We start from the raw sequence: 21,011 nt of genomic DNA on the forward strand, positions 1-21,011 counted from the left end.
GACTGCCACATCGCATCGTGGAGTGCTCGGTTTCTACAATGGCGGGATGTTTGTTCACCTGCGCCTGCACACCGAGTTTTCCGTCGTCGATGGCACCAACCGCATCGATGAAGTCGTCAAGGCCGCGGCCAAAGACAAGCAGCCCGCGCTGGCGATCACCGACCTGAACAACCTGTTCGGCGCCGTCAAGTTCTACAAGGAAGCGCGCAGCAAGGGCGTCAAGCCGGTGCTGGGCTGCGAGGTGTTCGTGGACGGTCTGGGCAAGGAGCCGGGTGCGCTCACCCGCATCGTGCTGCTGGTGCAAAACAACGAGGGCTACCTGCACATTTCGGAGCTGCTCGCACGCGCCTGGACGCAAAACACGGGCCGCGGCCAGACCAACGCCTGCGTCAAGCGCGAGTGGCTCGAAGAATTGCAGGGCGGGTTGATCTGCCTGTCGGGCGCGCAGGCCGGGCCGCTCGGCGGCCCCTTGTTGCAGGGCAATGCGCAGCGGGCGACCGAACTCGCACTGCAACTGGCGAGCCTGTTCCCGCATCGCTTCTACATCGAGCTGCAACGTGCCGGTCGGCCTGAAGACGAGCCGCATGTGATCGCTGCCGTGCAGCTGGCAGCTCGGCTCAAGCTGCCGGTGGTGGCAACGCATCCGGTGCAGTTTCCGGTTGCTGAAGATTTCGAGGCGCACGAGGCCCGTGTCTGCATCTCCGAGGGCGAAATCCTCGGCAACCCGCGCCGCGTTCGCAAGTTCACGGCCGACCAGTATTTCAAATCGCAGGCCGAGATGGAAGCGCTGTTCGCCGATGTGCCGAGCGCCATTGCCAACACGATCGAAATCGCGAAGCGCTGCAATTTGACGCTGGTCCTCGGCAAGCCGCAACTGCCGAACTTTCCGACGCCGATGGTTGACGGCGTGCACATGCCGATCGACGAGTTCTTCCGCGTCGAATCGTTTGAGGGCCTGGAGCAGCGTCTTGCACACCTCTACCCCGATGCGACGAAGCGCGATGCCGAGCGGCCACGCTACGTCGAGCGACTCAAGTTCGAGATCAACACGATCCTGGGCATGGGGTTCCCCGGCTACTTTTTGATCGTGGGCGACTTCATCAAATGGGCCAAGAACAACGGCTGTCCGGTGGGTCCGGGCCGGGGCTCGGGTGCGGGGTCGCTGGTGGCCTACGCGCTGAAGATCACCGACCTCGACCCGCTCGAATACAACTTGCTTTTCGAGCGTTTCCTGAACCCCGAACGCGTGTCGATGCCCGACTTCGACATCGACTTCTGTCAGGGCAATCGCGACCGCGTGATCGACTACGTCAAGGACAAGTACGGGCGCGATGCGGTGAGCCAGATCGCGACCTTCGGCACGATGGCGGCGCGCGCCGCCATCCGCGACGTGGGCCGCGTGCTCGACATGAGCTACATGTTCTGCGATGGCATCAGCAAGCTGATCCCGAACAAGCCCGGCCAGCCGGTCACGATCCAGTACCCGCCCAACCCGAAGGTGGAGGGCGACAAGAACAACTACGCCATCGAGATGGAGCCGCAGCTCGCCGCGCGCATCGAGAAGGAAGAAGAAGTGCGCATGCTGGTCGAGCTCGCGCAAAAGCTCGAAGGCATGACGCGCAACATCGGCATGCATGCGGGCGGCGTGCTCATCGCGCCCGGCAAGCTCACCGACTTCACGCCGCTCTACCAGCAGCCGGGCAGCGATTCGGCCGTGAGCCAGTACGACAAAGACGACGTGGAGGCCGTGGGCCTGGTCAAGTTCGACTTCTTGGGCCTGGCCACGCTGACGATTCTCGAGATCGCAAAAGACTTCATCGTCGCGCGCCACAAGGGCCAGGAAAAGTTCGCCTACGAAGACATCAAGCTCGACGACGCGGCCACTTATCGCCTCTTTGCCGACGGCAAGACCGAGGCGGTGTTCCAGTTCGAATCTCGCGGCATGCAGGGCATGCTGAAAGACGCACGGCCCACCCGGCTCGAAGACCTGATCGCGCTCAACGCGCTGTACCGTCCGGGCCCGATGGACCTGATCCCCAGCTTCGTGGCGCGCAAGCACGGCCGCGAGCCGGTCGAGTATCCGCATCCGCTGGTGGCCGAGATGCTCAGCGAGACCTACGGGATCATGGTCTACCAGGAACAGGTGATGCAGACCGCGCAGATCCTGGGCGGCTACTCGCTCGGCGGCGCCGACCTGTTGCGCCGCGCGATGGGCAAGAAGAAGCTCGAGGAAATGGCCGAGCACCGCGCCATCTTCCGCAAGGGCGCGGCGGTCAACGGCATCGTGCAGGACAAGGCCGACGAGATCTTCGACCTGATGGAGAAGTTCGCGGGCTACGGCTTCAACAAGTCGCACGCCGCTGCGTATTCGCTGCTCGCGTATCACACCGGCTGGCTCAAGGTCCATTACACGGCCGAGTTCTTCTGCGCGAACATGACCGTGGAAATGGACGACACCGACAAGCTGAAGGTGCTGTTCGAAGACGCGCAAAAGAACTTCGGCATCACGTTCGAACCGCCGGATGTCAACAGAGGCGGCTACCGCTTCGCGCCGGTCACCGACAAGTCGATCCGTTATGGCCTCGGCGCCGTCAAGGGCACAGGCCAGCTCGCCGTCGAAGCGATCGTCAAGGCGCGCGACGGAGGCGGCCCGTTCAAGAGCCTGTTCGATTTCTGCGTGCGGGTAGACCGCCAGCGCATCAACAAGCGCACCGTCGAAGCGCTCATCAAGGCGGGCGCGTTCGACGCAATCCAGCAAAACCGTGCATCGCTCAGCGCATCGCTCGACCGCGCGTTCGACTTCGCGAGCGCGACCGAGGCCAATGCGGCGCAGGTCGACATCTTCGGCGACAGCGAGCACGGCTCGGCCGCTGCCGAACCGGCGCTGGTCGATGCCACGCCCTGGGGCGTGAAGGAGCGGCTCACGCTCGAAAAAACCGCCGTCGGTTTCTACCTCTCGGGTCATCTGTTCGACGAGGTGGCGCACGAGGTTCGGCGCTTCTGCAAGCGCGAGATCGGCGAGCTCATGGACAGCCGCGAGCCGCAGATCATCGCGGGCATCGTGAGCGACATGCGCGTCATCAACGGGCAGCGCGGGCGCCTCGCGATCTTCAAGCTCGACGACACCTCGGACGCGATCGACGCCACCGCCGACGAAGCCTTGATCAACGCCAACCGCAACACGCTGAAAGACGACGAGCTCGTGATCGTCAGCGGTCGTCTGCAGCCGGGGCGTGGCGGCTTCGAAGCGCGCTTCCAGGTGCAACAGGTGTGGGACCTGGCGACGGCCCGCTGCCGATTCGGCAAATTCCTGCGCGTGGCGGTGAACGGCAAGGCGCCGGACATCGCGCGGCTGGTGAAGGACTTTCCGCCGCGCACCGAATCGAGCGAGCACGGCGACCTTGTGCAGGGTCTGCCGGTGCGCCTGAGCATGGCCCGCGGCGGCGCGCAGGTCGAACTGCAATTGGGCGAGCGCGCGAAGTTCTTTCCGACCGACGCCGCGCTCGCGAGCTGGACAGCGCAAGCCGAAGCAGGCAAGGCGGCCATCGTTTACGAATGAGACAATTTGGTTTTTTAGCGAAAAAGTACTACATTTCGTCGCGGCAACACAGTAAGTCTCTTGACTTCAATCAAACAGGTCCGACGCCATGCAGTGCTTTCACGATTCCGACTCGCTCGACCTGCTGGACCGCGACGCTTTCAAGTTCACTCACAAGCTGCTGGACCATCCGGCGCTGAGCCTGGAGAACCTGTCGGAAACCATTCCGGTCATGCCTCGAAACCGGGTGACCTACGCGCTGGGCAAACTGAAAAACGGCGACGGGTTCGAAGAGACTTTCAAGGTTCACCCGGTCGAGCGTTCGATCGAACAGACCCTCGAAACCCTCCGCGTGTCCGATTCTTACGTGATGGTCACCGGGCCGGAGGTGCATCCTTCGTTCAGGTCGCTCTACCGCGACTTGATCGGCGATGTCGAAATCGTGATGCAGCGGCTCGGGGTGGGTCGTCACGCGATCGATCCGCAACTCCACCTGCTGATGGCGTCACCGGGCGGCACCACCCCGTTCCGCATGGAACGGCATTCCGCGTTTTCCATGCAGTTCCGCGGGAGTCGAGAAATCGCGGTGTTTCCGCAGTGGGACGAGCGCGTGGTGTCGTCGGCAAACCGCGATGCCTTCGTTGCCCAATCGAACGCGCGCCTGCCCGTTCGACTGGACGCCGACACGCTGGGCAGCAAGTTCGAGTTTCATCCCGGCGAGGCGTTGCACGTGCCCTTTATTGGCGGCCATCAGGTGCGCAACGGCAGCGGTGACGTCTCGATCTCGATGTCGATCACCTTCAACACGGCGCAAAGCATGGCCTGGCGCCGCGCGATGACCTTCAACCACTACGCGCGCCGGCTCCTCGGCCGTCTCGGCATCACGCCCAAGCCAGTCGGTCAGCACGCATGGCGCGACGGCGCCAAGTCGAGCGTATGGGGCGCGGTGTCGGGGGTGAAGCAGGCGCTGAAGTAACGCCTGTTCAGTCAGCGCTTCGGTCGGAGCGTGATGATCAATCGCGCCGGAACCGTGCCATCAATATCGCGCGGCAACTTTCCCGTTTTCTGAAGTGCGCGCAACGCTGCCTCGTCCCAGCTGGTTAGGCCACTGGACTTTGTCAGCGATGGCGTACCGACGATGGTTCCATCCGGCGCGAGACGAACATCGAACTCAGCGCCAGGATTGCCGTCGACCATGTCGGCCCCTGGGAATACGACGTTTGGCCGAACCGCCGCATTGACCTTTCCGCCGTAACCGCCCGACGGTCCGGATGATTTCAGTGCAGTGCCTTTCGAATCGTCCGCGCCGCTCGCGCCCGCCATGCCCTGCATTCGCTTGAGCGTCGCGGCCCGATCGGCTGCCGCCTGCTTGGCGGCGTCGGCCTTCTTGGCTTCGGCGGCAGCTTGTTGTGCCTCCGCCTTTTTGGCATCCGCTTCCTGCTTCTTCTTCGCATCGGCCAGCTTTTGCTGCTGGTCCTTCTTGCGCTCGGCCTCGTCTTCGGCGCGCTGCTTGGCCTCGAGCTCCTTCTTTTCCTGGGCCTTCTTGGCGGCCTGCTGCTGCTTCAGCTTTTCCTGCCGGTCTTCTTCCAGCTCGCGCTCGCGCTCCTTTTGTTCCTTCAGCTTCTTCTCGCGTTCAAGTGCGATGTCGGGCGCGCGCGGCGCAGGCGGCTCGGGCGTCACCACCCGAGGTGGCGGTGGGGGGGGCGGTGGAGGCGGAGGCGTCGGAGCAGGCGGCGGTGGCGTGGGCGCCGGTGCGGGCGTTGGCGGGGCGGAAAGGCGCGGCGCGGCCAGCTGCACGGTCGACGACCACAATTCGGCTTCCACCGCATCGTCTTCCGCCTCGCGCTTCCAGCTGACGCCCCAGGTGAGGGCGGCAATCAGAAGCACGTGCGCGATCAGCGCAAAAACGATGGCGAGTGGCGTGCCGCGGGGGGGCGGTGGCGCGAACTCGGGGCGATCGGCAGCGAGCGACATGCCTTTATTTGCCCGCGCCCGTGGCGGTGACGGACAAGCCCACGCGCTCGATGCCGCTGCGCTTCAACTGGTTCATGGCCTTCACGACGGTCTCGTACTTCACCGTCTTTTCGGCGCTGATGACCACCGGGCGCTGGTCGTCCCCGCCCTGCGCCTGCTTGGCGGCCGCGCCGATCTGCGTCATCGGGATCGACGCGCCGCCGGTGCCGGTCGACGGGTCTTTCTTGATCTGGATTTCGTCGTCGCTCTTGATGACGATCTCGATCGGCTTGTCGGGTTGCTTGTTCGCCTTGTCGACCGTCGGCAGGTTGATGACGCTCGGCGTGATCAGGGGCGCCGTGACCATGAAGATGATCAGCAGCACCAGCATCACGTCGATGAACGGGACCATGTTGATCTCGTTGATCGTGCGGCGGCCGCGGCCGCGGGAAGAGACTGCCGCCATGTCAGTGACCGGTGCTGCTGCTGCTCGTGGCTGCCGCGGCCGGGTTCACGTTGGCCGACAGGTTGCGCTGCAGGATGTTGGAGAACTCTTCGATGTAGGTCTCGAGCGCGATCGCGATCTTGTCGATCTCGCGAGCAAACCGGTTGTAGCTGACCACGGCCGGGATCGCGGCGAAGAGGCCGATGGCGGTGGCGACCAGTGCCTCGGCGATGCCGGGCGCCACGGTGGCGAGCGTCACCTGCGTGAGCGAGGCCAGGCCGGTGAAGGCATGCATGATCCCCCATACCGTGCCGAACAGACCCACATAGGGCGAGACCGAGCCGACGGTGGCGAGAAACGAGAGATTCTGCTCGGCCGCATCGAGCTCCCGCTGGAAGCTGGCGCGCATCGCACGGCGGGCACCGTCGAGCAAGGTGCTGGCGTCTGTCACATGGCGCTCGCGCAGCTTCTGGTACTCGCGCATGCCGGACGCGAAGATGCGTTCCATCGGGCCGGCGAACTTGGCATTCTGTGCGGCCGAAGAAAAGAGCTCGTTCAGGCTGGTGCCCGACCAGAACTCGCGCTCGAACTCGTCGTTGAGCGCGCGCATGCGCTTCAGCGCGAAGAACTTGCGAAAGATGGCGGCCCAGCTGGCGATCGAGACGATCACGAGCAGCAGCACGACGAGTTGCACCACGAAGCTCGCGTGCAGCAGGAGATTGACGATGGAGAGATCTTGATTCATGGCTTCTGAGGTTGAGACATGGAGCTGCCGGAGCGCTCGAGGGTTCCCGAAACTTGGGCCGGAATGCGCGCAGGACGCAAAGTGGCGGCGTCCACCCAGCCGAGCCGGATCGTGCCTTCGCAGAGAAGCACGCCTTGCTCCGTTTTTGATAGCACGCGCTGGGCGATTATCAAGGACGCGGCGCCGATTTGCTTTGCTTGGGCTGTAACCAGCAGTTCGTCGTCCAGGCGCGCGGGGCGATGGTATTTGAGCTGGGTTTCGCTCACCACGAACATGCCGCCGGTCTCGTCGCGCAGCTTGCGCTGCTCGACGCCGAGCGAGCGCAGCCATTCGGTGCGCGCGCGCTCCATGAACTTCAGGTAGTTCGCATAGAACACGATGCCACCGGCATCGGTGTCTTCCCAGTAGATGCGGATCGGAAACGTGAAGCTCATCCGGCCAGCGCCTTCAATCGTGCGATCGCTTCCTGCAGATGTTCCATTGAACTGGCGGTCGAGAAGCGCACGAAGCGCGAGGTTTCGGCCGTGCCGAAATCGCGGCCTGGCGTGACCGCGACGTGCGCGCGCTTCATCACTTCGAAGGCGAAATCCCAGCTGCCGTCGATGCCCAGCTTCTTCGCGAAAGCGCTGCAATCGGCCCACGCGTAGAAAGCGCCATCGGGCATGACCGGCACCGCGAGGCCGAGCGCATTCAGTTGCGGAATGAACCAGTCGCGGCGCGCCTTGAACTCCGCGCGTCGGCGTTCGTACTCGGCGATGCTGTCGGCTTCGAAGCAGGCGAGGGCGGCGTGTTGCGACACGGTGCTCGCGCAGATGAACAGGTTTTGCGCGAGGCGCTCGATCACCGGGACCAACGCATCGGGCACGACCAGCCAGCCGAGGCGCCAACCGGTCATGTTGAAGTACTTGCTGAAGCTGTTGATGCTGATGACCTGGTCGTCGATGGCCAGCGCCGTCTGCGCGAACGCATCGTCGTAGGACAGGCCGAGGTAGATCTCGTCGATCAGCGTGATGCCGCCGCGCTTCGTCACCACCTCGTGGATGCGCCGCAGTTCGTCGGGGGCGATCGAGGTGCCGGTCGGGTTGGAGGGCGAGGCCAGCAGCACGCCGCGCGTCTTGCCGGTCCAGTGCGCCTCGACCTTCTCGGCGGTGAGCTGGAAGCGCTCGGCCGCCGTGGTCGGCACCAGCACGGCGGTGCCGTCGGCTGCGCTCACGAAATGCCGGTTACACGGGTAGCTCGGGTCGGGCAGCAAAATTTCGTCGCCGACGTCGATCAGCGCGAGGCAGGCGAGTTGCAGCGCCGCCGACGCACCGGCGGTGACGACGATGCGCCGGGCTGGCACATCGACGCCGAAACGCTGGCGGTACCAGGCGCTGATGCGTTCGCGCAAGGCGTCCAGGCCCATGGCCTGCGTGTATTGCGTTGCACCTTGGCGCACCGTGCGGGCGGCGGCTTCCTGCACCAGCGGCGGGGCGGTGAAGTCCGGCTCGCCGATGTTCAGGAAGATCATCGGGCGATCGGTGTGTGCCACCTCCCGTGCGAGGGCAGAGGCGGCCTTCGCCACCTCCATCACATAGAACGGCTCGATCTTTTCGGCCCGGCCCGAAACCCTCATGGACGGGCTTTGCCGCTGGCGCGGTCGGCTTCGACCTCGGCAGCACGCAGTTGGGGCGCCAGGCTGTTGAGCACCGCGTTCACGTACTTGTGGCCGTCGGTGCCGCCGAATTCCTTGGCGAGCTCGATGCATTCGTTGAGCACCACGCGCCACGGCACATCGAGGCAATGCTGGAATTCGTACACGCCGATCCACATCACCGCATGCTCGATCGGCGAGATGCGTTCCATCTCGCGATCGAGCAGCGGAAGAATCAGGACGTCCAGCTGCGCGGCGCTTTCGATGCAGCCGTGCAGCAAGGCGTCGTAGTGCGCCGCGTCGGCCTTGTGGAATCCCGCGAGGTCGCGCGTGAACGCATCGATCGCTGCCGCGTCGTTGCCGCCCACCAGATGCTGGTAAAGCGCCTGCACTGCGAATTCGCGCGCGCGGCTGCGGTTGGACTTGGCCGATGCCTTGCGCACGCCGGTGCTGGTGAGACCGGAGCGCGACTGGCGCGCTTTCGGGTCGTGATTCGGGGCGCCTGCGGCGGGAGTGGTGGTGTCGTCGGTCATGGAGATCAGGTCAGGTCGGCCACGAGGCGCGCCATTTCAACCGCTACGCGTGCCGCATCGCGGCCCTTGTCGGTCTGGCGCGCCACGGCTTGTTCGAGGTTTTCGGTGGTGAGGATCGCGTTGGCGATGGGCAGGCGGTAGTCGAGGGCAACGCGGCTCACCGAGGCACCGGACTCGTTGGCGACCAGCTCGAAATGATACGTCTCGCCGCGGATGATGCAGCCCAGCGCCACGAGCGCGTGGTAACCGCCGCGCTCGGCCAGCGCCTGCAGCGCGATCGGCACTTCGAGCGCGCCGGGCACATGCACGTGATCGATGTCGTTGGCCGTCACGCCGAGCGTTTCGAGCTCGGCCAGGCAGGCCGTCGCCAGTGCATCGGTGATGTCGGCATTGAAGCGCGCCTGCACGATGCCGATGCGAAGACCCGTTCCGTTGAGCGGCGCTTCGGCGCCCTTGTTGGCATGCAGCATGTGGATCAGTCTTTGGTGATGTAGCCGGCGATCTCGAGGCCGTAGCCCGCCGCCATGCTCGGCATGCGACGCGGCGTGCCGAGCAGGTTCATTTTGCGCACGCCGCATTCGCGCAGGATCTGCGCACCGATGCCGTAGCTGCGCAGGTCCATGCGACCGCGCTCGGGGGCTTGCGCCGGGCGCGCCGTGCCGTCGAATTGCGCAAGCAGCTCGGCGCCCGATTCACCGCAGTTCACCAGCACCGCCACGCCTTTGCCTTCCTTGGCGATGTACGCGAGGCTGGAGTCGAGGCCCCAGGAATGCAACGAGCGATTGACCTCGAGTGCATCCAGCACCGAGAGCGGTTCATGCACGCGCACGGCGACGGTTTCGTCGGGCGACCAGGTGCCGCGCACCAGCGCCAGGTGCACGCCATGGCTCGGCTTGTCCGTGAAGGCATGGGCGGTGAACCAGCCGGCAGTGGTCTGGATCTCGCGCACGCCGACTTTTTCGACCAGCGATTCGTTGCGGCTGCGGTGCTCGATGAGCGCTGCGATGGTGCCGATCTTGAGGCCGTGCTCGGCCGCGAACACTTGGAGGTCCGGCAGGCGCGCCATCGTGCCGTCTTCGTTCATCACTTCGCAGATCACCGATGCGGGCGAGCAGCCCGCCATGGCGGCCAGGTCGCAGCCGGCTTCGGTGTGGCCGGCCCGCATCAGCACGCCGCCATCGACCGCCTGCAGCGGAAAGATGTGGCCGGGCTGGACCAGGTCGGCCGCGACGGCGTCGCGTGCCACGGCGGCCTGCACGGTGCGCGCGCGGTCGGCGGCCGAGATGCCGGTCGTCACGCCTTCGGCCGCTTCGATCGACACGGTGAACGCTGTCGAATGCTTGGCGCCGTTGCGCGTCACCATCGGTGGCAATTGCAGTCGTTCGCACATATCGCGCGACAACGTGAGGCAGATCAGCCCGCGCGCATGGCGCGCCATGAAGTTGATCGACTCGGCGGTGATGTGGTCGGCGGCGATCACGATGTCGCCTTCGTTCTCGCGGTCTTCCTCGTCGACCAGGATCACCATGCGGCCCGCGCGCAGTTCCTCGACGATTTCCTCGACCGGCGAAATCGGTGCGGCGGCCCGGCCGCTGCGGGAGGCCGAGATCGGTGTGACGGAGGCATTCATGCGGTGTCTTCTTTCTTCTGCGTGGAGGCGGGAAGGACGCCGGCCTGGAGCATTCGCTCCACGTAGCGGGCGACGGTGTCGATTTCGAGGTTCACCTGGCTGCCGGCCTTCAACGTGCCGAGGCCCGTGTTATCGACCGTGTGCGGGATGAGGTTGATGCTGATCTCGGCGCCGTCGGCCTGGTCGGTCACCGTGTTGACCGTGAGGCTCACGCCGTTGACCGTGATCGAGCCTTTGTAGGCCAGGAAGCGGGCCAAGGCCAGCGGCGCGACGATGCGCAGTTCCCAGCTTTCGCCGACCTCGACGAAGCGGCTGACCGTTCCGATGCCATCGACGTGGCCCGACACGATGTGGCCGCCGAGCCGGTCGTGCGCGCGCAGGGCTTTTTCGAGATTGACCGAGCCGGTTTCTTCGGCCAGACCGGCGGTCTTGTCGAGCGATTCGGCAGAGATGTCGATGGTGAAGCGCTGCTGCGGCACGTCGAGCGACGTGACCGTCATGCAAGCGCCGTTCAGCGCGATGCTGTCGCCGAGGCCCACGTCGTCCAGATAACCTGGAGGCGTCGCAATGCTGAGCCGCTTGCCGTGGGATGAAGAGCTTCCGAGGTCGTGGACGGCGGCGATGCGCCCCACGCCGGTGATGATTCCGGTGAACATCCGCGCATTTTCGCAGAGAAAGCGCCCCGGCCCCGGGGCAAACCCTAGAAGCTGTCGCGGCCTGCCACGCGCGCGACGATCCGGAGGTCGGGCCCGAGCTTGTCGACCGAGCGAAATTCCAGCGGCAATGCGTCCGCCAGCGAAGTGAGCGGCCCGTTGCCGAGGGCGAAGCTGGCCATGTCGAGGCCGCTGCCGATCAGCTTGGGCGCCAGGTACACCAGCATTTCGTCGACCAGGCCTTCGCGAATCAGCGAGCCATTGAGCTTGTGGCCCGATTCGACGTGCAACTCGTTGATCTCGCGCCGCGCCAGATCCTGCAGCATCGCGCCGAGGTCGACCTTGCCCTGGGCATTGGGCAGGTAGTTGACCGTCGCGCCTCGCGCTTCGAGCGCCGCGGCCTTGTCGTCGTTGCGGGCGGCTGCGTAGATCCACACCGAGCGGCCCGCGCGGAACAGTTGGGCGTCCGGCGGCGTTTGCAGCTGGCTGTCGACCACCACCAGATGCGGTTGCCGCGTCGTTTCGACCAGCCGGACATCGAGGCGCGGGTTGTCTTCCAGCACCGTGCCCACGCCCGTCAGGATGGCGCCGGCGCGCGCGCGCCAGGCGTGGCCGTCGGTGCGGGCCGCTTCGGAGGTGATCCACTGGCTCACGCCGTTGTGCAGCCCTGTCTTGCCGTCCAGCGATGCCGCGACCTTGAGACGCACCCACGGCATCTTGCGGATCATCCGGCTGAAAAACCCGATGTTGAGTTCGCGCGCCTCGGCGGCGCCGGGGCCCACCTCGACCGCGACGCCGGCGGCACGCAACCTGGCGAATCCTCCCCCCGACACCAGCGGATTCGGGTCGGCGATGGACCCCACGACCTTGCCGATGCCGGCGGCGATGAGCGCATCGCAGCACGGGCCGGTTCGGCCGTGGTGCGAGCAGGGTTCGAGGGTGACGTAAGCGGTCGCGCCAGCCACCGTGTGACCCCGGGCCTCGGCATCGCGAAGCGCCATGATTTCGGCGTGAGGCCCGCCGGCGCGCTGGGTGTGGCCGGTGCCGATCGTCTGGCCGCCGGTGCTGACAAGGACGCAGCCGACCGATGGATTCGGTGATGCCATCCGTTGACTGAGCCCGGCCAGTGCGAGGCTTTGTGAAATGGCAGAGGCGGAATCGTTCATGGGCTTTTGCGCGCGGAAACAGTAGTTCTTATTTAGAAATTAATCTGGCAATTTTATTTGACCGCCCGGAGGCTCAATAGAACCGTCCAGCGGCATCAGAAGCGAATCGATTCACTCCAAAGTTAGGATCGCGGCGCAATAAGAACAGGGGGGAATCGTGTCGATTCAAGCACGCCGCATCGGCGCGTTGCCTTTGGCGCGCCGCGCGAGGGCCCGCAAGGGATTCACGCTCATCGAAATGATGACCGTGATCACGCTGCTCGCGATCCTGCTGGCACTTGCGTTGCCCAGCTTCAATGGCCTGATCGAGCGCTATCGCGTTTCGGGTCGGGCCGGCGCCCTCGAATCCTCTCTCAGTCTCGCCCGGGTTGAGGCCATTCGCCGGGCCAGCGCGGTCCAGTTGAAAGCCGAATCGGGCTGTGGCGCGACCGGGCTCACGGCATGGAGCTGCGGCTGGACCGTTCGCGCAGGCAACGAAATTCTCCGGCGAGAGCCGCAAGACGCGGCCTTGAGCGTCGAAGCCACCGCGGGCGCGTTCGAGTTCGGCGCGTTCGGCCAGATCACGCCGTGGGGGAGCTTCCAGATCGATCCGGTGGGCCAGTCGTCTTCCGCCAATGCCATTCGACTGTGCGTCGGGATGAGCGGCCGGGTGCGCCGCCAGAGCGGCAGCGACAGATGCGATGCATGAGGTCGGCATGAAGACATCCACGCCCTTGCGCCGCCAACGTGGCATTTCGATGATCGAAGCCATGGTCTCGGTCGTCATCCTGAGCTTCGGGCTGCTGGCCATTGCAGGCTTTCAGGTGCGCGTGCTGGCCAGCAGCGCCAGCGCCAATTTCGGTGATCAGGCCGCTCGCTTGGCGAGCGACATGGCCGAACGGATTCGTGCCAACCCCTATGCGTCAGGGAGGCCGGGGGTGAGCTTTTACGCGGAGCGTGGCGACTGGGGCGCGCCCGGAAACAAGCCGGCACCCGATTGCAGCACGACGTCGTGCAGCACCTGGGACATCGGCAGTTTCGACATCTGGGCGTGGAAGACCGCCGTCGTCAACGCGCTGCCGGAGGGGGATGCCGCAGTCTTCCAGGAAGCCGGGCAATTGCGCGTGGTCATCACCTGGCAAGACAACGCGCAGTTCGTTGCGTCACCGGGTGACGGGTCGGGGTGCCCGCCGAGCAGCACGCGGTCTTGCCACCGCATCGTCGTCGGGATTCCCAAGCCATGAACGCACGCCTGACTTCGCGTGGTGCGCGGCTCGGTTTCACCCTCGTCGAACTGCTGGTGGCGCTCGTGATCGGCATGCTGGTCGTGCTCGCGGCGGTGGCCAGCCTGTTCGGCACCCGGTCGGCCGCGCTCGCCAGCGAAGATGTCAGCGAACTGCAGCAATCGTCGGCGCGCGCTTTCCAGCTGCTCAAGCAGCACATCACGCAGGCCGGGTACATGCCGATCGATGTGCTGGACGGCAACCGCGGTTACTTCAGGGTCAACCCGAGCGATCTGACGAATGTCGTCGGCGAGCCGGTGTTTTTTGCCGTCAAGGGCACCGAAGGTGGCCCGGCGAAAAGCGATACCTTGAAGCTCGGTTTCGCGCCGTCGCCGGACTTCTTCGAAGACTGCCTGGGCCGCGCGGTGAAGTACGACGCCACCAACCCGACCGCGTTGGAAAACGAGCGGCTCGTCGCGAGCGAGTTCTATGTCGAGGGCGGCAATCTTCGGTGCAGGGGCAGCGGGGGGAAAGGCACGTCGCAGCCCCTCGTCAGCGGTGTCGAGCGTTTCGATGTGACGTATGGCGTCAGTGGCGCGGTCGCCGAGTCGCAGATCCATCAGTACGTGTCGGCCACCAGCGTGAGCACAGGCGGGTTCAACCGGGTTCGCAGCGTCCGAGTCTGCTTGCAATTGGTCGCGCGTTCGGCTGCCAACGTGGCACAGCGCTACGTCGACTGCGATGGCGCCCCGCAGACCAGCAGCGACGGCAGGCAGCGAGGCGTCTTCGTGTCCGTCTTCGCGCTCCGAAACAACCTGGGAGCGCTCTGAATGACCCCAACCCGAAGCATCGCGCGGCGAGAGCCGGTGCGCCGCGTGGCATCGCGACGCCGGCAGCGCGGCTTTTCACTGTTCATCGTCTTCATCATCCTGTTGCTGTCGGTGCTGCTCGTAGTCGGCGGCGCACGCGTTGCCGTTCTGCTCGAAGCGATGGGCGGCAGCCGCAGGGAGTACGACCGTGCCTTCGAGGCCGCCGAGGCGGGCTTGCTCGATGCGCAGCGCGACATCGATCGCACGTACTACAACGGCACCAGCAAGCGCTTCGAGCGTTGCCCCGGCGCGGTCGTCTCCACTGACGTCTGTCGGCGTGCGCCCGGTCTGCGCAACTACCCCGACCCGGACTCGAACGGACTCGCCGCCTACGAACAAAACACCTGCGATGACGGCATCTGCGTGTTCGCGGACAACGTGGTGGGAAGCGCCGCACCCGGATTCAAGTTCTGGACGAAGCCGACCTACCGGGGCGCCGGGATGGCTGCGAAGTTCGGCCAGTTCACCGGTGCGCCACTGCCGGTCGAGGGCCGGGAGGCGCTGCAGAACACGCGGTACTGGACAGAGGTGGTGCGCCTGCCGACCGACGACTCCATGCAGGGTGGCTATCTCTACCGCATCACCGCGATGTCGACCGGAACGCGCGGCGCGGACGGGACGACCCAGGTCGCGGTGCAGACGAACTACGACCCGGATCCCGTGGTGTTGAACAGCGGGTCGTCGTGTGTTCCCGGTGCGGTGAACTGTCCGCCGCCGCCGCCACCACCACCACCACCACCACCACCACCACCGCCACCGCCACCGCCACCGCCACCGCCACCGCCACCGCCACCGCCACCACCACCGCCACCACCACCGCCACCACCACCGCCACCACCACCGCCACCGCCACCGCCACCTCCACCACCACCTCCACCTCCACCTCCACCTCCACCGCCACCAAGCTGACAAAAAAGCCAGCCACAAGGCAGCAACGACAGGGAGAAAAAATGAGCGCATCAAGAATCGCAAAACGCTGGATGGTGGGCTGCCTGATCACGACGCAGGTGGTGGCCCAGGCGTCGCCGTATGCGTTGTCCCGCATGCCACAGAACACGGCCGTCGCCGAGCCCAGTCCCAACGTGATCGTGTCCGTGGACAACTCCGGGAGCATGGCCTATTCGTCCAACTCCGCCGATGGATCGTTGCCACCGACCGGGCGCACGCCGACGCGAATGAAGGCACTGCAGGACGCGCTCATTCGAAACTTCGCGCCCGACCGCATTCCGGACAACCGCATCCGGCTGGCCTGGCAGGCCATGAACCACAACGTCGACAACGACTGCGTGGGCTTTCTCGGCGCGGCCGGTGGCAGCATCTGCACGATTGAAGGTCGGGCGAATGCCAACAGGATGCAAACGCTCGATGCGCAGCACCGGGACGCGTTCATGCGCTGGGTGAACGACAAACTCAAATCCAGCGGTGGCACGCCCCTGCATTCCATGATGGCCCGGGCCGGCGAATACCTGAAGACCACCGGGCCCGACAGTCCTTTCTCGGACGACCCGGCCGACGCGAGTGCGACCCGCTCCTCGTGCCGCAAGACTTTTCATATTTTCATGACCGACGGCGACTACAACCTGTTCGGCGGTCGCGAAGCGCCCGCTCTGCTCGGCATTCCGGACGTCGGCAACGCTGACGGCACCGCTCGCGCGTTGCCGGCGCCGGCGCCGCCCTATGTGCCTCGGGCGCCTTTCAAGGACGGTGCCGGCGCGCACAACGTACCGGGCCACTGGTCGGTGGTGGCGAAGGCAGACGCAACGTCCGGCTGGAAGCCCGACTCGGAATACCGACCGACGCTGGCCGACTTGGCGTTCAGCTATTGGGCAGACGACCTGCAGCCGGGCATTGCCGACAACGTGGCGCCCATCGAAGCCGTCAAGGCCGATGAAACCGTGGGTGGCGTCGTGGTGCCCAGGTTCTGGAATCCGAAGAACGATCCGGCGAACTGGCAGCACATGAACACATCGACCATCGGCTTCGGTGCTGCCGCCACCTGGGGCGCGACCCCGCGCATCGGCGCAGCGGCCAACGAAGCGAGTCCGACCTACAGCGGCGACTATGCAAGGCTTGTCGCGGGCTCGATGGCCTGGCGCGATCCGCTGTCGGGCACGCTGCCGGTCAGCGGCAACTTCTTCGGCTGGTTCAGCGGTGGCACGGCGGCGGGGTACTGGCACGAAGGCTTCAGCGACGCGCAGCAATCGGCGGTCCGCATGGACCTGTGGCATGCCGCCATCAATGGGCGAGGCACCTTCACCCCGGCGTCGAATGCGGCGGCCCTGGACAACGCGTTCCAGTCCATCCTGACCGGCATCCTCAGCAACACGAGCGCGCCCCTGACGTCGATCGCGGCAGGGAGCAGCAAATTCCAGAACGGCGCCGTCTTCTATCGCGCGGGCTACGACACCGGGGACTGGTCCGGCACTCTCCTGGCATCGAGCGCGTCGGGTGCGCAACTGCTGCCGGTGTGGTCTGCGCGTGCGCTGCTCGACAGCAAGGTGCAGGACGCGGGCCACGACAACAATCGCACCGTCCTGAGCGCCGCGGCAGGAATCGGCATCCCGTTTCGATGGGACCGCCTGAGCACGCGGCAGCAAGAGGCATTGCAGGGCGCCGCGATCACGGCCGCCACCGACACCTCAACCGGGCAACAGGTTCTGAGCTTCTTGCGCGGTGACCGAAGCCAGGAAGGATCGAAAACCGGCGGGTTGCGTGAGCGTCAGCATGTGCTGGGCGACATCGTCGGGTCTTCGATCTGGTACACCGGAAAGCCGAACGCCGGTTTCGTCGGCAACGGCTACGCCGCTTTCGCAGCGCGCCGGGCTACCCGGACGCCGATGCTCTATGTCGGTGCAAACGACGGCATGCTGCACGGCTTCACGGCCGATACCGGCAATGGAGGCGGCCAGGAGCTCTTCGCGTTCGTGCCTGAAGGCGTCTACGGGTCGGCGACGGACCCGCTGCTCAAGCAGCTCAGTCAAGTCAGTTACCAGCATCGCTATTTCGTCGACGGTTCGCCCTTTGTCGGCGACGTGTATTTCGGCGCACCCGGTTCCAAGGACAGCGACGAAGCGATGGCGAGCCAGTGGAAATCGCTGCTCGTCGGCACGCTGGGCGGAGGCGGAAAGGGCTACTTCATTCTCGACGTGACCGATTCGTCCTCGATCACGGAGGGTGCTGCCCAGGCGAGTGTCCTGCTCGACAACACGGGCGGCAACGACGTCGACATCGGCCATCAATACCAGCAGCCGGTCGTCGGCGGTGCCGCACGGCGCGCCAAGCAATTCGTCCGCCTGAACGACGGGCGGCCGGCACTGCTCATGGGCAATGGGTACAACAGCCGCGACGAAAAGGCGGTGTTGCTGGTTCAGTACCTGGACGGCGCTCGCGAATTGCGAAAGGTCTATGCGCCGGTCGGCCAGCCAACCGGCAGCGCGAACGGGCTCTCTGCACCGCAGACGGTGGACCGCGACGCCAACGGGACGGTCGACATCGTCTACGCGGGGGATCTGCGCGGACAGATGTGGCGCTTCGACCTCAGCGCCAGCGATGCCAGTCTGTGGCGCGTCACGTCGGGAGCGGCGAGCGGCGGCGACGGCAAACCCTTGTTCGATGCCGGAAGGAGTCGGCCGATCACGGGCGCGCCCGTCGTGGTGTCGCATCCGCGCAATGGCTTTCTGGTGGCCTTCGGCACCGGCCGAATGTTCACGACCGACGATCACGCCGCCGCGTCACAGCAGGCGCTCTACGGGATCTGGGACAACGCCTCACAAACAGCGGTCGAGGCCGATCTCGTGCAACAAGCCGTCACTGCCACGAAGAACGTGAGCGGTGAGCTCTACCGCACGTTGCAACAGGGTGGTGTGTCCTATGACGGAAAGGACGGCAAGCGGGGATGGTTCCTCGTCTTGCCGGACGCAAAAGAGCGCGTGGTGCTGAACGGTGAAGCACTCAACAGCAGCGTTGGCCTGTTCTCCACGCTGATTCCCGGGACGGCCAGCAACAGCGTCGATTGCACCAGCGGACAGCCCGACACCGGCTGGACGATGCTGCTCGATCTGTTCAGTGGCAGTTCGCCCGGAACCGACATCTTCGGCATCGGCGACACCGATGCGACCGCGCTCGGCGGCTACCACAACGGCAAGGCATCGCGCGTGACGTCCCTCAATTCGGGCACGCCGGGCGGGGTCACGCTGATCGACACGAACGGCAAAACCAAAGTTGTCGATTTAAAAAAACCGGGCCGCCGATTCGGCTGGCGAAGCCTGCTGCCTGCCAACTGAAGGACCACGCCGATGCCGAACCGAAATCGCACAGTGCGAGACCGAAACCCGGGCTTCACGCTCGTCGAACTGCTGATCGTGGTGGCGGTGATCGGCATCCTTGCCGCGATTGCCTACCCGAGCTACACGCGCTACGTCATGCGCGCCAAGCGGGCCGATGCCAAGCAAGTGTTGCTGCAGGCCGCGCAATGGATGGAGCGTTCCTACACGGTGAACTTCAAGTACCCGTCCGGGACGAGCCCGGTGTTGCCCGACGGTCTGCGCCAGTCGCCGGCGCAGGGCGCAGCGAACTATGTCGTGAGCGCCTTCAGCGCTTCCGATGCTGCATTCTTGTTGCAGGCGGTGCCAGAGGGCGCGCAGGCGGCCGACGAGTGCGGCACGCTCAGCCTCGACAACCTGGGACAGAAAGGCACATCAACGGGCAGCGACCCAGCGACGGTTCAGCGCTGCTGGAGCCGCTGAGGCCGCGCCAGGCTCAGATATCCCGCAGCAGCTGCCTGAACTCGTCCACGTCTTCGAAGCTGCGATACACCGAGGCAAACCGCACGTACGCGACCTTGTCCAAGCGCTTGAGCTCGCGCATCACGAGTTCACCCACCTTGGTGGATTCGATTTCCCGAAGGCCGCTGGCCAGCAGCTTTTGCTCGATGCGCAGCAAGGCGCCGTCGATCTGCTCGATGCTCACAGGGCGCTTGCGCAGCGCCAGCATCATCGATGCGCGCACCTTGTTGGTATCGAAGTCGGCCCGGCTGCCGTCCTTTTTCACGACAACCGGGAAATTGACGTCGGGCCGCTCGTAGGTGGTGAAGCGCTTGTCGCAGGCGCCGCATTGGCGCCGCCTGCGTACGAAGTCACCGTCTTCCGAGACGCGGGTCTCGACAACCTGCGTTTCAAGGTGGCTGCAAAAAGGGCATTTCATGCGACCACCTTGACGGCGTTCAACCGTAGACCGGGAAGCGGCTGGTCAGCGCGTGCACCTTGGCGCGAACGGCGTCGATGTTCGCGGGGTCGCGCGGGTTCTCCAGCACGTCGGCGATCAGGTGGGCCGTCATGCGCGCCTCTTCGTCCTTGAAACCACGCGTCGTCATTGCGGGGGTGCCGATGCGCACGCCGCTCGTGACCATCGGCTTTTCCGGATCGTTCGGGATGGCGTTCTTGTTGATCGTCATGTGCGCGGCGCCCAGCACGGCTTCGGCTTCCTTGCCGGTGATGCCCTTGGCACGCAGGTCGACCAACATGACGTGGCTTTCGGTTCGGCCGCTCACGATGCGCAGGCCGCGCTGGGTCAGTGTGTCCGCCACGATCTGCGCGTTCTTCACGACCTGCTGTTGGTAGGTCTTGAATTCCGGCGCCATCGCCTCCTTGAACGCCACCGCCTTGGCCGCGATCACGTGCATCAGCGGGCCGCCCTGCAGGCCGGGGAAGATGGCGCTGTTGATCGCCTTCTCGTGCTGCGACTTCATCAGGATGATGCCGCCGCGCGGGCCGCGCAGGCTCTTGTGCGTGGTGGACGTGACCACATCGGCGTGGGGCACCGGGTTGGGGTACACGCCCGCGGCCACCAGGCCTGCGTAGTGGGCGATGTCGACCATGAAGATCGCGCCGACGTCCTTCGCGACCTTGGCGAAGCGCTCGAAGTCGATGCGCAGCGAGTAGGCCGACGCGCCCGCGATGATGAGCTTAGGCATCGATTCGTGCGCCTTGCGTTCCATCGCGTCGTAGTCGATTTCTTCCTTGGCATCCAGGCCGTAGCTCACCACGTTGAACCACTTGCCGCTGATGTTGAGCGGCATGCCGTGCGTCAGGTGACCGCCTTCGGCCAGGCTCATGCCCATGATGGTGTCGCCGGGCTTCAGGAACGCCAGCATGACGGCCTCGTTCGCCGAGGCACCGCAATGCGGCTGCACGTTGGCTGCGTCGGCGCCGAAGATCTGCTTGATCCGGTCGATGGCCAGTTGCTCCGCCACGTCCACGTGCTCGCAGCCACCGTAGTAGCGCTTGCCGGGATAGCCCTCGGCGTACTTGTTGGTCAGCTGCGAACCCTGCGCAGCCATGACGGCCGGCGACGCGTAGTTTTCACTCGCGATGAGCTCGATGTGGTGTTCCTGGCGGGCGTTCTCGGCCTGGATGGCGGCCCAGATTTCGGGATCGGTCTGGGCGACGAGATGATTGCGTGAGTACATGGCAGTCCTTTGAAGACGAAGATCCTTGTTGTTCTAGCAAACAAGGGCTGCCCAGGCGAACGGCTGAACGCCTGCTCAAGAAATCCCGCAGGCGGCACGCTTCCCAGTGGTGTTCCACGTCAGCACAAATACCTTCAAGAGGGGGTGTGCCTATCGCCAGTCGCGTGCCCGGCGAGTG

The 21,011-nt window shown here is 65.2% G+C and carries 20 protein-coding genes and 1 riboswitch; of the genes, 8 read left to right on the forward strand and 12 right to left on the reverse strand.

What is annotated here, in order from left to right:
• Positions 1-46 precede the first annotated feature (46 nt).
• The gene (dnaE, locus tag AX767_RS17985) at positions 47-3,559 is read left to right on the forward strand and encodes a DNA polymerase III subunit alpha (RefSeq protein ID WP_068633856.1); all 3,513 of its coding nucleotides are present in this window, start codon (positions 47-49) and stop codon (positions 3,557-3,559) included.
• Between the two features lie 88 nt (positions 3,560-3,647).
• Positions 3,648-4,514, forward strand: a complete 867-nt coding sequence (locus AX767_RS17990) for a hypothetical protein (protein ID WP_068632571.1) — start codon at positions 3,648-3,650, stop codon at positions 4,512-4,514.
• An 11-nt stretch (positions 4,515-4,525) separates the two neighbouring features.
• On the opposite strand, the gene tolA is transcribed toward AX767_RS17990, so the two are convergent.
• Genes tolA through ribD form a run of 10 tightly spaced genes read right to left on the reverse strand, consistent with a single transcriptional unit; the run spans position 4,526 to position 12,236 of the window.
• Positions 4,526-5,512, reverse strand: coding sequence for a cell envelope integrity protein TolA (tolA, locus tag AX767_RS17995; protein ID WP_068632572.1), 987 nt, complete (start codon positions 5,510-5,512; stop codon positions 4,526-4,528).
• Positions 5,513-5,516: 4 nt separating this feature from the next.
• Positions 5,517-5,957 (reverse strand): ExbD/TolR family protein, encoded by a 441-nt coding sequence (locus AX767_RS18000; protein ID WP_068632573.1) that lies wholly within the window; start codon positions 5,955-5,957, stop codon positions 5,517-5,519.
• Between the two features lies 1 nt (position 5,958).
• Positions 5,959-6,681, reverse strand: a complete 723-nt coding sequence (gene tolQ, locus AX767_RS18005; RefSeq protein ID WP_068632574.1) for a protein TolQ — start codon at positions 6,679-6,681, stop codon at positions 5,959-5,961.
• Positions 6,678-7,115 (reverse strand): tol-pal system-associated acyl-CoA thioesterase, encoded by a 438-nt coding sequence (ybgC, locus tag AX767_RS18010; protein ID WP_068632575.1) that lies wholly within the window; start codon positions 7,113-7,115, stop codon positions 6,678-6,680. Before ybgC ends, tolQ begins: the two co-directional genes overlap by 4 nt.
• Positions 7,112-8,296, reverse strand: coding sequence for a pyridoxal phosphate-dependent aminotransferase (locus AX767_RS18015; RefSeq protein ID WP_068632576.1), 1,185 nt, complete (start codon positions 8,294-8,296; stop codon positions 7,112-7,114). Before AX767_RS18015 ends, ybgC begins: the two co-directional genes overlap by 4 nt.
• A complete protein-coding gene (gene nusB / locus AX767_RS18020; RefSeq protein ID WP_068632577.1) occupies positions 8,293-8,847 on the reverse strand; it encodes a transcription antitermination factor NusB in 555 nt (184 codons plus the stop codon). Before nusB ends, AX767_RS18015 begins: the two co-directional genes overlap by 4 nt.
• Before the next feature lie 5 nt (positions 8,848-8,852).
• Entirely contained in the window at positions 8,853-9,317 is a 465-nt protein-coding gene (gene ribH / locus AX767_RS18025; protein ID WP_068632578.1) for a 6,7-dimethyl-8-ribityllumazine synthase, read from the reverse strand.
• Between the two features lie 5 nt (positions 9,318-9,322).
• Positions 9,323-10,477, reverse strand: coding sequence for a bifunctional 3,4-dihydroxy-2-butanone-4-phosphate synthase/GTP cyclohydrolase II (gene ribBA, locus AX767_RS18030; protein WP_068632579.1), 1,155 nt, complete (start codon positions 10,475-10,477; stop codon positions 9,323-9,325).
• Entirely contained in the window at positions 10,474-11,133 is a 660-nt protein-coding gene (locus AX767_RS18035; RefSeq protein ID WP_068632580.1) for a riboflavin synthase, read from the reverse strand. The genes ribBA and AX767_RS18035 overlap by 4 nt, the downstream gene beginning before the upstream one ends.
• A 44-nt stretch (positions 11,134-11,177) precedes the next feature.
• Positions 11,178-12,236 carry a bifunctional diaminohydroxyphosphoribosylaminopyrimidine deaminase/5-amino-6-(5-phosphoribosylamino)uracil reductase RibD gene (gene ribD / locus AX767_RS18040; protein ID WP_443082786.1) on the reverse strand — a complete coding sequence of 353 codons (1,059 nt, stop codon included), beginning with the start codon at positions 12,234-12,236 and terminating at the stop codon, positions 11,178-11,180.
• A 217-nt stretch (positions 12,237-12,453) separates the two neighbouring features.
• Between ribD and AX767_RS18045 the strand changes: the two genes are divergently transcribed.
• The 6 genes from AX767_RS18045 (at position 12,454) to AX767_RS18075 (ending at position 19,112) form a co-directional block, all read left to right on the forward strand.
• Entirely contained in the window at positions 12,454-12,984 is a 531-nt protein-coding gene (locus tag AX767_RS18045) for a GspH/FimT family pseudopilin (protein WP_156481077.1), read from the forward strand.
• A gap of 7 nt (positions 12,985-12,991) precedes the next feature.
• Positions 12,992-13,519, forward strand: coding sequence for a type IV pilus modification protein PilV (gene pilV / locus AX767_RS18050; protein ID WP_168164837.1), 528 nt, complete (start codon positions 12,992-12,994; stop codon positions 13,517-13,519).
• Positions 13,516-14,328: a PilW family protein gene (locus tag AX767_RS18055; RefSeq protein WP_068632584.1), complete on the forward strand. Its 813-nt coding sequence runs from the start codon at positions 13,516-13,518 to the stop codon at positions 14,326-14,328. The genes pilV and AX767_RS18055 overlap by 4 nt, the downstream gene beginning before the upstream one ends.
• Positions 14,329-15,276, forward strand: a complete 948-nt coding sequence (locus AX767_RS21095) for a pilus assembly PilX family protein (RefSeq protein WP_082755067.1) — start codon at positions 14,329-14,331, stop codon at positions 15,274-15,276.
• Positions 15,277-15,347: 71 nt separating this feature from the next.
• Positions 15,348-18,650 carry a PilC/PilY family type IV pilus protein gene (locus AX767_RS18070; RefSeq protein WP_068632587.1) on the forward strand — a complete coding sequence of 1,101 codons (3,303 nt, stop codon included), beginning with the start codon at positions 15,348-15,350 and terminating at the stop codon, positions 18,648-18,650.
• A 33-nt stretch (positions 18,651-18,683) separates the two neighbouring features.
• A complete protein-coding gene (locus AX767_RS18075; RefSeq protein WP_335338835.1) occupies positions 18,684-19,112 on the forward strand; it encodes a type IV pilin protein in 429 nt (142 codons plus the stop codon).
• A gap of 13 nt (positions 19,113-19,125) precedes the next feature.
• Here AX767_RS18075 and nrdR read toward each other — a convergent pair whose 3' ends face one another.
• Together nrdR and glyA are read right to left on the reverse strand one after the other, a co-directional pair.
• A complete protein-coding gene (gene nrdR / locus AX767_RS18080) occupies positions 19,126-19,569 on the reverse strand; it encodes a transcriptional regulator NrdR (RefSeq protein WP_068632589.1) in 444 nt (147 codons plus the stop codon).
• Positions 19,570-19,588: 19 nt separating this feature from the next.
• The gene (gene glyA / locus AX767_RS18085) at positions 19,589-20,833 is read right to left on the reverse strand and encodes a serine hydroxymethyltransferase (protein ID WP_068632590.1); all 1,245 of its coding nucleotides are present in this window, start codon (positions 20,831-20,833) and stop codon (positions 19,589-19,591) included.
• 42 nt (positions 20,834-20,875) lie between these two features.
• Positions 20,876-21,007: riboswitch (ZMP/ZTP riboswitch) on the reverse strand.
• Positions 21,008-21,011 lie beyond the last annotated feature (4 nt).

The sequence above is a fragment of the Variovorax sp. PAMC 28711 genome (genome assembly GCF_001577265.1).
Taxonomy (GTDB): Bacteria; Pseudomonadota; Gammaproteobacteria; order Burkholderiales; family Burkholderiaceae_C; genus Variovorax.